This window comes from Cellulomonas xiejunii, assembly GCF_024508315.1.
GTDB classification, from domain to species: Bacteria; Actinomycetota; Actinomycetes; order Actinomycetales; family Cellulomonadaceae; genus Cellulomonas; species Cellulomonas xiejunii.
This window is the reverse complement of the sequence record NZ_CP101987.1, coordinates 1,537,262-1,549,729: the sequence shown is the minus strand read 5'-3', so window position 1 is coordinate 1,549,729 and position 12,468 is coordinate 1,537,262. Positions and strand designations below refer to the sequence as shown.

Annotated in this window: 11 protein-coding genes; 4 read left to right on the top strand and 7 right to left on the bottom strand. The window is 73.7% G+C overall.

The window, feature by feature from the left end; genetic code table 11:
• Positions 1 to 28 precede the first annotated feature (28 nt).
• The 3 genes from NP048_RS07130 to NP048_RS07120 form a co-directional block, all read right to left on the bottom strand.
• Positions 29 to 1,852: an ABC transporter ATP-binding protein gene (locus NP048_RS07130; protein ID WP_227577511.1), complete on the bottom strand. Its 1,824-nt coding sequence runs from the start codon at positions 1,850 to 1,852 to the stop codon at positions 29 to 31.
• Positions 1,849 to 3,693, bottom strand: coding sequence for an ABC transporter ATP-binding protein (locus NP048_RS07125; RefSeq protein WP_227577510.1), 1,845 nt, complete (start codon positions 3,691 to 3,693; stop codon positions 1,849 to 1,851). The genes NP048_RS07130 and NP048_RS07125 overlap by 4 nt, the downstream gene beginning before the upstream one ends.
• Positions 3,694 to 3,770: 77 nt before the next feature.
• Positions 3,771 to 4,535 carry an SDR family oxidoreductase gene (locus NP048_RS07120; RefSeq protein WP_227577509.1) on the bottom strand — a complete coding sequence of 255 codons (765 nt, stop codon included), beginning with the start codon at positions 4,533 to 4,535 and terminating at the stop codon, positions 3,771 to 3,773.
• 282 nt (positions 4,536 to 4,817) lie between these two features.
• On the opposite strand from NP048_RS07120, the gene NP048_RS07115 reads away from it, so the two are divergent.
• From NP048_RS07115 to NP048_RS07100, 4 genes are all read left to right on the top strand, one after another.
• Positions 4,818 to 6,176 carry a cellulose binding domain-containing protein gene (locus tag NP048_RS07115; protein WP_227577508.1) on the top strand — a complete coding sequence of 453 codons (1,359 nt, stop codon included), beginning with the start codon at positions 4,818 to 4,820 and terminating at the stop codon, positions 6,174 to 6,176.
• 244 nt (positions 6,177 to 6,420) lie between these two features.
• A complete protein-coding gene (locus NP048_RS07110) occupies positions 6,421 to 7,500 on the top strand; it encodes a putative F420-0 ABC transporter substrate-binding protein (protein ID WP_227577507.1) in 1,080 nt (359 codons plus the stop codon).
• A 9-nt stretch (positions 7,501 to 7,509) separates the two neighbouring features.
• A complete protein-coding gene (locus NP048_RS07105; RefSeq protein WP_227577506.1) occupies positions 7,510 to 8,610 on the top strand; it encodes a putative F420-0 ABC transporter permease subunit in 1,101 nt (366 codons plus the stop codon).
• A complete protein-coding gene (locus NP048_RS07100; RefSeq protein ID WP_227577505.1) occupies positions 8,601 to 9,401 on the top strand; it encodes a putative F420-0 ABC transporter ATP-binding protein in 801 nt (266 codons plus the stop codon). Before NP048_RS07105 ends, NP048_RS07100 begins: the two co-directional genes overlap by 10 nt.
• Positions 9,402 to 9,404: 3 nt before the next feature.
• Here NP048_RS07100 and NP048_RS07095 read toward each other — a convergent pair whose 3' ends face one another.
• The 4 genes from NP048_RS07095 to NP048_RS07080 are packed head-to-tail and all read right to left on the bottom strand — an operon-like array spanning position 9,405 to position 12,467.
• A complete protein-coding gene (locus NP048_RS07095; RefSeq protein WP_227577504.1) occupies positions 9,405 to 10,091 on the bottom strand; it encodes a hypothetical protein in 687 nt (228 codons plus the stop codon).
• On the bottom strand, positions 10,088 to 10,672 hold the full coding sequence (locus NP048_RS07090) for a hypothetical protein (RefSeq protein ID WP_227577503.1): 585 nt from the start codon (positions 10,670 to 10,672) through the stop codon (positions 10,088 to 10,090). Before NP048_RS07090 ends, NP048_RS07095 begins: the two co-directional genes overlap by 4 nt.
• A gap of 47 nt (positions 10,673 to 10,719) precedes the next feature.
• Complete coding sequence (locus tag NP048_RS07085) at positions 10,720 to 12,177, bottom strand: hypothetical protein (RefSeq protein ID WP_256769456.1); 1,458 nt, start codon at positions 12,175 to 12,177, stop codon at positions 10,720 to 10,722.
• Complete coding sequence (locus NP048_RS07080) at positions 12,174 to 12,467, bottom strand: hypothetical protein (protein WP_227577501.1); 294 nt, start codon at positions 12,465 to 12,467, stop codon at positions 12,174 to 12,176. The genes NP048_RS07085 and NP048_RS07080 overlap by 4 nt, the downstream gene beginning before the upstream one ends.
• Position 12,468 lies beyond the last annotated feature (1 nt).

The following is a 12,468-nucleotide window of genomic DNA, read 5'->3' as shown; positions in this document are numbered from 1 at the left end:
CCGTAGTGGTGCGGGCCCCGGTCGCAGGTCAGGTGGTGCGCAGCGAGTCCTGCCACTGCGCGTGCAGGGTCGCGAAGCGGCCACCGGCCGCGACGAGGTCGTCGGGGCTGCCGTCCTCCACGACCCGGCCGCCGTCGACGACGAGCACGCGGTCGGCGTGCATGACCGTCGACAGGCGGTGCGCGATGACGACGGCCGTGCGTCCGGTCAGCAGGGTGCGCAGCCCTTCCTGGACCAGCTGCTCGCCGGGGATGTCGAGCGAGCTCGTCGCCTCGTCGAGCACGAGCACCGCCGGGTCGGCGAGGAAGGCGCGGGCGAAGGACACGAGCTGCCGCTGGCCCGCCGACAGCCGGACGCCGCGCGTGTCGACGTCGGTGTCGTACCCGTCCGGGAGGGACGCGAGCAGGTCGTGGACGCCGACCGCACGCGCGGCCTGCTCGATCTGCGCCTGGCTGGCGCCCGGACGCCCGAGCGCGATGTTGGCGGCCACGGATCCCGAGAACAGGTAGGCCTCCTGCGTGACCATCACCATCGCGGTGCGCAGGTCGTGCGGGTCGACGTCGCGCAGGTCGATCCCGTCGAGGCGCACGGCACCCGCACGGGGGTCGTAGAACCGTGCGAGGAGCTTGGCGACCGTGGACTTGCCAGCCCCCGTCTCGCCGACGAGCGCGACCGTCTGACCGGCAGGCACGTGCAGGTCGAGCAGCGGCAGGACGGTGGGACCGTCCCCGTACCCGAACTCGACGTGGTCGAACAGCACGTCGCCGCGCGGCTCGCGCAGCCGCACCGGATGGACGGGGTCGGCCACGGTGGGCTCCTGCGCGAGCAGCCCCGAGAGCTTCTCGAGCGCCGCGGTCGCGGACTGGAAGGAGTTGTAGAACATGCCGATCTGGGCGAGCGGTGCGAAGAACCGGCGCGCGTACAGCACTGCGGCGACCAGCACACCGACGTCGAGCGCGCCGTCGAGCACCCGCAGGCCGCCGACCAGCAGGACGACCGCCACGGTGACGTTGCCGATGAGCACCAGGCCGGTGTCGAACACCCCGTTGACGCGGATCGCCTCGGCGTTCGCGGCGCGGTACTCCTCGGCCTCGACGTCGTAGACCTGCGCCACCTGCTGCTCGCGACGGAACGCCTGGATCGCCCGGATGCCGGTCATCGTCTCGACGAACCGGACGATGACGCGCGCGACGGCAGTGCGTGACCTGCGGTACTGCGCCTGCGAGTGCACCTGGAACCACCGGGTCAGGACCACGCCGGGCACCACGGCAACCAGCAGCACCAGTCCGGAGCGCCAGTCCAGGAGCGTCAGCCCCACCGCGGTGAAGACCATCGCCAGGCCGCTCGCGGCGAGGGTCGTGACGCCGCCGTCGAGCAGCTCGCGCAGCGCGTCGAGGTCGGACGTCTGCCGCGAGATGATCCGGCCGGACGTGTACCGCTCGTGGAACTCCAGGCTGAGCCGCTGGGTGTGCCGGAAGACGCGACGGCGCAGGTCGAGCAGCACGGCCTGGCTGACGGTCGCGGCCAGCCGCACCGTCGCGGCGGTGAACACCCCCGCGACGAGCGCCGTCACGGCGTAGCCGCCGGCGACGAGGAGCGCCGGGCCGGCGTCCCCGGCGCGCAGGGCGGGGATGCCCCGGTCGATGCCGACCGCGACGAGCGCCGGCCCGGCGACGAGCGCGAGCTGGGCGACGACGACGACGAGCGCGGTGAGCGCGGCACGCCGCGTCACGGGACGCAGCAGGGACGCGAGGAGACCGAGGGACCGGCGGCGGACCTCCCGCGGGCCGGCGTCACCGTGCTCGTCGGACGTCGGAGCCGGGCCGCTGCCGGGTGTCGTCGTCGCGGTCACCGGTGCACCTCCGCGACGTCGCGCGGCGCGCTGCCGTCCTGCCCGGCTCCTGCCGGATCCGCGCCACCCTCCGCCGTCAGGACGTACCGGTAGTGCGGATGCGTCGCGAGCAGGTCGACGTGCCGGCCGACGCCCGTGATGCGGCCGTCCTCGAGCACGGCGACACGGTCCGCGAGCGCGACCGTCGACGTGCGGTGGGCGACCACCAGCGTCGTCGTCGTGGCGAGCACGCGCCGCAGGCCGTCGGTCACCCGCGCCTCGGTCGCGACGTCGAGCGCCGACAGGGGGTCGTCGAGCACCAGGACGCGAGGGCGGCCGACGATCGCGCGCGCGAGCGCGACACGCTGCCGCTGGCCGCCGGACAGGCTCATCCCCTCCTCGCCCACCACCGTGTCGACACCGTGCGGCAGACGGTCGACGAACCCCGCGCTGGCCACGTCGAGCGCGACCCGCAGTGCCTCGGCGGTCTCGGCCTCGCTCATCGCGGCGAGCCGCTCGGCCGGCACCCCCATGAGGACGTTGTCGCGCACGGACGCCGAGAAGAGGATCGGGTCCTCGAACGCGACGGCGACCGCGCCGCGCAGGTCGTGACGGGTCACGTCGCGCACGTCCGCGCCGTCGACCAGCACCGCGCCGCCCGTCACGTCGTACAGCCGTGGCACGAGCTGCAGGAGCGTCGTCTTGCCGCTGCCCGTCAGCCCGACGAGCGCCATCGTCTCCCCCGGCTCGAGCACCAGGTCGACGCCGCGCAGCACCTCGCGCGAGCCCGCGCCGTGCGCGAAGCGGACGTCCCGCAGCTCGACGCGCGAGCCGCCCGGCGGCGCGGTCGGCAGCGGGACGGGACGCTCCGGGTCGGCGAGCGCGGGCGCGGTGTCCATGACCTCGAGGAAGCGGTCGGTGCCGGCACGCGCGTCGAGCGTCATGGCCAGCAGCATGCCGAGGCTCTCCACGGGTCGTGTCATGACAGCGGCCGTCGCGAAGAACGCGACCAGGGCGCCCACGCTCACGCGGTCGGTCGCCGCGAGCCACACGCCGAGGCCGAGCGCGACGGCGAGCGTCGTCTCCGGGATCCACGCGAGCGCGAACGACATGCGCGACTGCGCACGCGCCTTGTCGAGCTCGGTGCCCCGCAGGTCGTCCGCCTGCTGGACGAAGTCGTCGAGCGCGTCGTCGCCCCGCCCGAACGCCTTGAGGACGCGGATGCCGTGGACGGACTCCTCGACGCGCGTCGCGAGGTCCCCGGCCTGGTCACGCGCGCGTCGTGCCACGACCTTGTAGTGCTGCCGGAACCGGAACCCGAGCCAGATCACGGGCCCCGCGCCCAGCAGGTACACGACGCCCAGCAGCGGGCTGGTCACGATCATCAGCACCCCGCCGACCAGCACGGTCGTCGAGGACACGACGAGCTGCACGAGCCCGAACACCATCCAGCGGCGCACGGTGTGCAGGTCCCCCATCGAGCGCTGCAGGAGCTGCCCGCCGGACCACCGGTCGTGCGTCGCGACCGGCAGGTCCAGCAGGTGGCGGAACAGGTCCGTGCGCATCGTCCGCTCGACGCCCGTGCCGGGGGTGGCGATCAGCGCGCGGCGTGCCCACACCAGCACGGCCTCGAGCACGCCCAGCAGCAGCACGAGCAGCGCCGCCTGCACCACGGCGACGCGCGAGCCGTCCGTCAGCAGCGGGCCGTTGACGACACCGCGCAGCACCTGCGGCACGGACAGCGCGATGAGGCTCGCCAGCAGCGTCGCGCTGCCACCGGCGACCACGCGTGGCAGCGCCGGGCGGGCCCAGCGCACGAGACGCAGGAGGGCACGCGTCGTGGACGTCTCGACGGGGGGCACCTGGTCAGCGTAGATCGCGGTACCGACACCGCACCTCGGCCTCTCGCGGACGCCGTCCCGAGCGCCGGGGCGACCGGTCAGACCCCTGTGCGGGCGATCGTCGTGTTGTTCGCCTGCGCCCGCGGCCGCACGACCAGCAGGTCGACGTTGACGTGGGCCGGGCGCGACAGCGTCCAGGCGATCGTGTCCGCGATGTCGTCGGCGACCAACGGCTGGTAGCCCTCGTACACCTTGGCCGCCCGCTCTGCGTCACCCGCGAACCGCACGAGCGAGAACTCCTCGGTCGCGACGGCGCCGGGCGCGATCTCGATGACGCGGATCGGCTCGCCCACCAGCTCCCAGCGCAGCGTCGTGGCGAGCATGCGCTCGGCGTGCTTGACGCCCGTGTAGCCGGCGCCGCCCGGGTAGGCGCCGTGGGCTGCTGTCGAGGTCACGACGAGCACGTCGCCCGCGCCGCTCGCACGCAGCAGCGGCAGCGCGGCCTTCGTCACCCGCAGCGTGCCGAGGACGTTGAGCTCGTACATCGTGCGCCAGCCGTCGAGGTCGGCGTCCTCGACGGTGTCCTGCCCGAGCGCGCCGCCCGCGTTGTTGACGACCGCGTCCAGGCCGCCGGTCTCCTGCACGTGAGCGATCAGCGCGGCGACGTCGTCGTCCCGGGTGACGTCGGCGACGACGGTGTCGGCACCGGTCTCCTGCGCGAGCGCGGCCAGCCGGTCCCCGCGGCGCGCGGTCGCCACGACGTCCCAGCCGTCGGCACGCAGGCGACGCACGGTCGCCGCGCCGATCCCGGACGACGCGCCGGTGACGAGTGCGCGACGAGGACGGTCGGTCGGCGAGGTCATACGGGTCTCCTGGCGGTCAGGGTGCGGGGTGCCGCACGAGCATCGCACGGGCGGCCGGGTCGGATCGGGCTCTGGTGCCCGACGGTCCGACCTGACACCGCCGAGAAGCAGTTGGTGTACCAACCGAATGGTTTCGTCCGTCGCGGCGACGAGACCCCCCGCACCAGAGTGTGGATCGACATCACCGCGCCGAGGGGAACGATTGCCATGACGAGAACTCGTAGCAGGACGGCAGCATGGATGGGAGCGGTCGCGCTGGTCGCCGCAGGGGCGGTGGCCGCCGTGAGCACACCCGCTCAGGCCGTCCAGACCATCACCAACGTCGCGTACGCCCCGGCGGAGCCGGCGGGCAGCCGCGGGCACCTCCTGGACCTGTACGTCCCCGACGGCGCGGGCCCCTGGCCGCTCGTCGTGTGGTCGACGGGCTCCGCGTGGACGTCCGACGACGGCAAGTCCGGCGCGAGCGCGATCGCCCAGCAGCTCAACCCGCGCGGTATCGCCGTGGCAGGCGTCAGCGTGCGCTCGAGCTCGCAGGCGAAGTTCCCCGCGCAGGTGCACGACGTCAAGGCGGCGATCCGCTTCCTGCGCAGCAACGCGACGCAGTACCGGCTCGACCCCGCGCGGTTCGCCAGCATGGGCGACTCCTCGGGCGGCTGGGTCGCCGCGATGGCCGCCGTCTCCAACGGCAACGCCTTCCTGGAGGGTCGTGTCGGCACCACGGGCGCCTCCAGCGACGTCCAGGCGGGGGTGGACTTCTTCGGTCCCACGGACTTCTCGCGGCTCAAGGAGCAGAACCCCGGCGGGTTCATCGACCACGACAGCATCAACGCGCCCGAGGGACAGCTGCTCGGCTGCGCGACGCCCACCTGCCCCGACAAGGTGCGGCAGGCCAACCCGCTGGCGTACGTGGACCGCGACGACCCGCCGATGATGCTGCTGCACGGTCGTAGCGACAACGTCGTGCCGCACGCCCAGACGGAGATCTTCTACGACGCGCTCAAGGCGGCCTGCGTCGACACCCAGTTCTTCTCCGTGCCCGGCGCCGGCCACAGCCACTCGGACGTCACGAGCGCGTCGCGCTACGGCCAGCAGACGGTCCGCACGGTCGAGGGGTGCCGGGAGACCGTCACCCAGGGCACCCCGAACCCGAGCTGGGACACGATCGCCGCGTTCCTCAAGGACGCATGGTCGCAGGTCGACCCCGGTCCCACGGCGACGCCGACGCCCACCGTGTCGCCGACCCCGTCGGTGACCCCGACGCCGTCGGTCACCCCCACGCCCTCCGTCACGCCGACGCCGTCGGTCAGCCCCACGCCGTCCGTGACGCCCACGCCCACCCAGGGCCCCGGGAGCGCGTGCACGGCCTCGTACCGGCTGGTCAACAGCTGGCCCAACGGGTTCGTCGCCGACGTGACGGTCACCGCCGGGCGGAGCGCGATCAACGGCTGGCGCGTCACCGTGACGCTGCCGTCCGGCGCCACGGCGACGCAGGTGTGGAACGGGCAGTCGACGGGCGGCTCCGCGCTCACCGTGACGAACGCGCCCTGGAACGGGACCGTGAGCGCCGGCGGGAGCACGACGTTCGGGTTCCAGGGCACCGGGAACGGTGCCGGTGCGACCGTGACGTGCGCGGCCGCCTGAGGGCCCTGAGCGACCGGTAGGCAGGAGACGAGCGGTGGGCCTGGATCGTCAGGCCCGCCGCTCGTCGCTGTGCGCTTGCACGTCGCCGGGGTCGAGCGCCTAGGGTGGCTCGTCGGAACCTGACCCTCGCTCTGGTCGGGTCGCACCGCCCCCTGCTGGGACGGTCCTCCGCGGCGCGACGTGCGCCCGTCCCCTTCCCTCCCGTGCCCGACGGCGTGCGCGGCAGCGACCTTCCGGAGAGACCATGCCTCGCGCCCGCCGTCGGACCACCCGCGTCACCGCGTCACCGCCACGCACGTCGACGGGACGGCGGTCGGTGCTCGTCGCCGTGGCGTCCTGCACGCTCCTGCTCGCGTCGTGCACCACGGACGCCCCGTCCCCCGGAACCTCGGCGACCCGGTCCTCCGGCCCCGCGAGCTACGCGCCCGTCACGCTCGACAACTGCGGCACCGAGGTCACGTTCGACGCGCCGCCGCAGCGCGTCGTGGCCATCAAGTCCTCGACCACCGAGATGCTGCTCGCCCTCGGCCTCGCCGACACCCTGGTGGGCACGGCCTTCGCGGACGGCCCCGTGCCCGACCGCTGGGCCGACGACGCGGCGGACGTGCCGGTGCTGTCCGACAAGGTGCCGGGTCAGGAGGCCCTGCTGGAGGTCGAGCCCGACCTCGTCTACGCGGGCTGGGAGTCGAACCTCAGCGCCGACGGCGCGGGCGAGCGGTCGACTCTCGGTGCCCTCGGCATCGCCACGTACGTCTCCCCCAGCGCGTGCAAGGAGCCGGGCTACCAGCCCGACCCACTGACGTTCGACGACGTGCTGAACGAGATCCGTGAGGTCGGCGACGTCTTCGGCGTCCCGGACGCCGCGGCCGAGGTGGTGGCGGAGCAGCGCGCGACGCTCGACGCGATCGAGCCCGCGGACGGGCAGACGGCCGTGTGGTGGTCGTCCGGCACCGACACCCCGTACGTCGGCGCCGGCATGGGGGCGCCCCAGATGCTGCTGGAGACTGCCGGGCTGACCAACGTCTTCGCCGACGTGCACGACACCTGGACGTCGGTCGGGTGGGAGCAGGTCGTCGCCGCCGACCCCGACGTGCTCGTCCTCGTGGACTCGGCGTGGAACTCGGCGCAGAAGAAGAAGGACTTCCTCGCGGCGCACCCCGCCGCGTCCCAGCTGACCGCCGTGCGTGAGCAGCGGTACGTGGTGGTGCCGTTCGCGGCGAGCGAGGCGGGCGTCCGCAACGCGCAGGCCGCGGCGGGCCTCGCCGAGGCCGCGCGGGCCCTCGACGCGGACTCCCCCGCCCCCGCCGCGACGGCTGAGGGCTGACCTGCGCCGATGCCCACGCACAAGACACGGCGGGCCAGGCCGGCACCCCGCGACGCGACGTCCGTCGCAGCTTCGGGCACCGGGCCGCGGGGCCCGCTGCGCCCACCCCTGGCGGTCCTGGTGGGCGTCGGGGCGGTCGCGCTCGTCGTCACGCTGCTCGTCGCGGTGACGATCGGCCCGGCCGACCTGGCCGTCGGGGAGGTCGTGCGCTCCGTCCTGGCGCACCTGGGGCTGCGCTCCCCGGACGTGCCGCGCCTGCACGACGCGATCGTGTGGGACCTGCGGCTGCCTCGCGTCCTGACCGCCGCGGCGGTCGGTGCGGGGCTCGCGGTGGCGGGCGCCGTGATGCAGTCCATGACGCGCAACCCGCTCGCCGACCCCTACCTGCTCGGCCTGTCCTCCGGCGCGTCGCTGGGCGCCGTCGCGGTCCTGGTCCTCGGTGTCGGCCTGCTGCTGCCGGTCGCCGCGTTCGCCGGAGCGCTGGCGGCGCTGGTGGCGACGCTCACGCTGGCCCGTTCGGGCGGGACGCTGACGCCGACGCGCGCCGTCCTCGCGGGACTCGCGATCTCGCAGCTCGCGGCGGCCGCCACGTCGTTCGTCATCTTCTGGACCGCGACCGGGGACTCGTACCGCGAGATCCTGTCGTGGCTCATGGGGTCCCTGGCCGGCGCCACGTGGACGTCGGTCGCGATCGCGGCCGGCGCCCTGGTCGTCGTCGGGACGACCGTGCTGCTGACCGCCGGGCGGCTCGACGCGTTCACGTTCGGGGACACGGCCGCTGCCGCCCTGGGTGTGGACGTGGACCGCACGCGCTGGGCGATGATGACGCTCGTGGCCCTGCTCACCGGCGCGATGGTCGCCGTCTCGGGGGCGATCGGGTTCGTCGGGCTGGTGCTGCCGCACGCCGTGTCGGTGGTGACCGGCCCGGCCCACCGCCGGCTGCTGCCCGTCGCGGGACTCGCGGGAGCGGTGCTGCTGGTGTGGGCGGACACCCTCGCGCGGACGGTGTTCGACCCGCGGGAGCTGCCCGTGGGGATCGTCACCGCACTCATCGGGGTCCCGGTGTTCGCCGTCCTCCTGCGCCGGGGGCGAGGTGCCGCGTGGAGCTGACGATCGCCGGTGTGGGGGCACGCCTGGGCGGCCGCTGGGTCGTCGACGGGGTCGACGCCACGCCGCCGCCGGGATGCCTGACCGGTCTGCTGGGGCCGAACGGCGCGGGCAAGACCACGCTGCTGCGTCTGGTCGCGGGCCTGCTGGAGCCGGCGGCCGGGGCTGTGCTCGTCAGCGACCCCGGCGCGCTGGACCCCGGGCCGACGGTTCCCGTGCACACGATGGCGCGGCAGGTCCGGGCCCGCCACGTCGCGCTGCTGGAGCAGTCGTCCGACGCGGCCGTGCCCCTGAGCGTGCGCGAGGTGGTCGCCCTCGGTCGCATCCCCTACCGCACCCTCTGGGGCACCGACACCGACGCAGGTGCGGTCGACCGGGCGTTGGCGGCCGCGTCCGCGACGCACCTGGCGGAGCGCCCCTGGGCGACGCTGTCGGGCGGTGAGCGGCAGCGCGTGCACATCGCGCGCGCCCTCGCGCAGGAGCCGTCGCTCCTGCTGCTCGACGAGCCGACGAACCACCTCGACGTCAGCGCGCAGCTCGCGCTCCTGGGGTTCGTGCGCGGCCTCGGGGTGACGACGGTGGCGGCGCTCCACGACCTCAACCTGGCGGCCGCGTACTGCGAGCACGTGCTGGTGCTGTCCGAGGGGCGGCTGGCAGCCGCCGGCTCACCGGCCGACGTCCTGACGCCGGCGCTGGTGCGTGACGTCTACGGCGTCGACGCGCACGTCCTCACGCATCCGACGACGGGCCGTCCGGTGATCGCCTACAGCCCGCCGGGAGCTGCGGATTCCTGAAGGTCACGGCCAGCGGGTGCCCGACGGGGCCGGCATCGCCCCGCAGGGATCGCCGGGCTCGGGGTGGTCGTCGCCGGGCACGGGGTCGCTACGGTGCAGCGTCGAGGCGACGGCATCGAACAGCTCGCCGATGGGCTCGCGCAGCGCGACGAGCGGCGTGGTGAACGCCAGGTGCACGAGGCCGTGGCCGTCGCCGGGGTCGGTCCAGTAGTCGCACGCGAGCAGCGGCAGGTCTGCCACACCGTGCCATGAGCCGGTACGCACCCGGACGGCCCGCAGGACGACGCCGAACGGACCGGCCCCGGCCTCCACCCGGCAGCCCGTCATCGCCGCGACGTCCTCGAGCGCGGCTCGGACGTCGGCGACGCCCGCCTCGTCACGGAACGACCCGGGCGACCTGTACCCGATCATGGTGGCCGGCAACGGGCGTCCCGCGGCATGCATGAGCATGAAGGCGATGACCCACCCGTCGCGGGCCGCCGCTCGCCGGGCGGCAGCACCCACGTCGACCCGCAGGCGGCGTCGCAGCGCCGCGTACTCGTCACCCGCGCCCACCTGGTGGTCCACCATCGCGGCGATGACGCGGCCACGCTCCGCCTCGTCCGCCAGCGGGACGACCCACCAGTCCGCCGGCACCACCAGACCGATCACCCCGTCCGACGCCGGACGAGCACGCACATCCCCGCTCACGCCGGGGGCCGTCCACCCGGGATGTGTCCGAGCGTCAGCTGCAGCGACTCCGCCATCATCCGGCCCTGACGAGCGAGCTCGGTCAGCAGGTCGAGGTGGACGGTGTTCAGGATGAGCGAGAACGCTTCACCCGCGCCCGGAGGAAATACCCGGAGAAAGAGATACCCCTGGACCTGTCGCTCACCGAAGGGACGCACAATGGTGTGCTCAGCTGTCATGCGTCCCGCTGGGACTCTGGACTCGCTTGCGACGTACTCCACGATCCGTGTAGTCCATCCGAAGTCCCTGCGGATATTGCGCGCGAGGTACCGAGCCGGTGCCGAGGACCCGCCGGGCGTGGAACGTACGGTGGCGTCGAGAACGGCCGCCACCGCTCCTGTCGATGGGTCGGGGACCCAGACGGCGTTCTGGAGGATGAAGTCCCCCTTGCGGCGGCTGTCGCTGTTGATGCTCTCGATCGAGGCCCTCACGGCACGCCGGGCTTCGTCTCCGATGGCGAGATCCTCGCCGAGACGTTCCGCGACGGTTCGAATGCTTGCGCCTGGTGTCCATCCTGCCCAGCCTGCGCCGGGCAGCTTCATCTCGAACCGGACGATGGAGTCCTCTGCGCGCTCACGTTGCCTTCCGTTCACGGCGCCTCAGTCACTCTCGCGAGCCGCGGGAGAGTCCCGGAACACGCGTCCTTCATCGCAACGGACGTCAGGACCGGCGCCATGCCGCACGCCGTCTCGACGACCTGGACGGATCCACTGAGCGCAACCCAGCCTGGGGTACCCGCGCCTTCTGGCATTCCTGCCAACCCACGGCCCCCCGCTTCGTTGCCGACAGCGGCGAGCACCCCTGCCGCCTTGTTCTCCCGCCACGTCTTCACGACCTCCGCTCCGTACTCCCGCACCGGATTGGCGACGGCGTCCACCGGTCGAGCCACATGACTGCTCGCACTCGGCCGATACAGCCCAGGCGCTCTGACCAGGTCGATACCTGCTCGAAAGTCGTTCCAGGTGTCGCGCGCGATCACGGACGGCGCCATCGATCGCCACAGAGCACCCGATCGCAGTACAGCGGCGCCACCGGGCTCGGCAGCCCGGTGCGCAACGTCTCCGGCAAGGGCAGCACCCGCCGCTCCCGCGCCGGCCGCGCTCGTCCTGGTCGACGCCGCGTCGTCCGCCAGCCCACTGTGCTGAAGCGCTCTGCCCCCGCGTGCCGAGGCGACCGACAGCCGGATCGCCTGCTGCGCGAACCGTCCGACGGCGAACGTCACGACCCCCAGGGCGGACGCGCCGACCTCCCTCCCGCTGCTGTTGCCCGTCGCGTAGTTCACAGAGTCGCGCGCGAGCAGCAGCACACCCGCGATCGTCGCGGCCGCTGCGAGCACCCCGTTGACACCCGGCAACCAGCACAGCGCGACCGCAGCGAGCGCCAGCGCCGCCGCGACCTCGTCGACGCCGTTCCACAACGACAGCCCGACCTCCTGGGCCCCCCCACCGAGGTCCTGCCAGATCGTGTCGTGCAGGTCATCACCGCCCATCGCACCGCGGATCGCCGCACACGCCGCACTCACCGCCCCGTCACGCTGCGCCACCGCCACCCGCAGATCGGTGCGCGCCGCCTCCAGCTGCACGTCCGTCAGCCGCAGCTCCGCCCGCGCGTCCTCGACGAGCGCCAGGTACCGGTCCCGCACCACCGGATCCGGTGCCTGGTCCGCCATCCGGGTCCACCACGCGATCGACGCCAACGCCTCGTCCTGCGCCCGCAATGCCGCCACTGCGGCGCCGTGAGCGGTCGACGACAGCTCCTGCGCGCGGCCCAAGGCATCCGCGTACGTGACCAGCGCCGCACCCGCCGCCGCGTATCGGCCGTGCGCCCGCTCGATCGTGTCCGCCAACCGGGTGGCCCTCGCCTCGACCTCCCCGACCGCGACCGCGCGCCCGTCCATCTCCGCGGCGATCGCCCGCAGGTCCGCCGCCGCCGCCTCGATCCGCGCAGCGACCCGCGCGTACTCCTCACCCGCCGCCCGCACCGCCACAGGATCACCGGCCACAGGATCGAACACCGCCAACGGGTACCAGTCCGACGGCCGGGTCACACCAACCCCCGCAGCTGAGCCGCGAACGCCGCATCGACCTCGGTGAACGTGTCGCCGATCCGTCCGCACGCCTCACCGAGGAAACCGATGTCCTTGACCATGCCCACGCGCACGTCGTCCCAGCCGATCGCGAACTCACCCATGACGCTCACGAGGTCGTGATGCCCGAGGGCACCGGCGAGGTCGCGTGCGGTGACGTTCGCGCTCGAGAACGTGTGCGCCAGGTCGACGAGCCGCCCGCCGGCGACCGTCAGGCGCTCGGTGTCGACGGTGAGGCGGTCGGACGTCACG

What these genes read in the sequence shown, in the direction of transcription:
- NP048_RS07120 (WP_227577509.1), bottom strand. Translation starts at nt 4,535, where the DNA reads ATGACCTCGCCGACCGACCGTCCTCGTCGCGCACTCGTCACCGGCGCG.
- NP048_RS07090 (WP_227577503.1), bottom strand. Translation starts at nt 10,672, where the DNA reads ATGAAGCTGCCCGGCGCAGGCTGGGCAGGATGGACACCAGGCGCAAGC.
- NP048_RS07105 (WP_227577506.1), top strand. Translation starts at nt 7,510, where the DNA reads ATGCCCACGCACAAGACACGGCGGGCCAGGCCGGCACCCCGCGACGCG.
- NP048_RS07110 (WP_227577507.1), top strand. Translation starts at nt 6,421, where the DNA reads ATGCCTCGCGCCCGCCGTCGGACCACCCGCGTCACCGCGTCACCGCCA.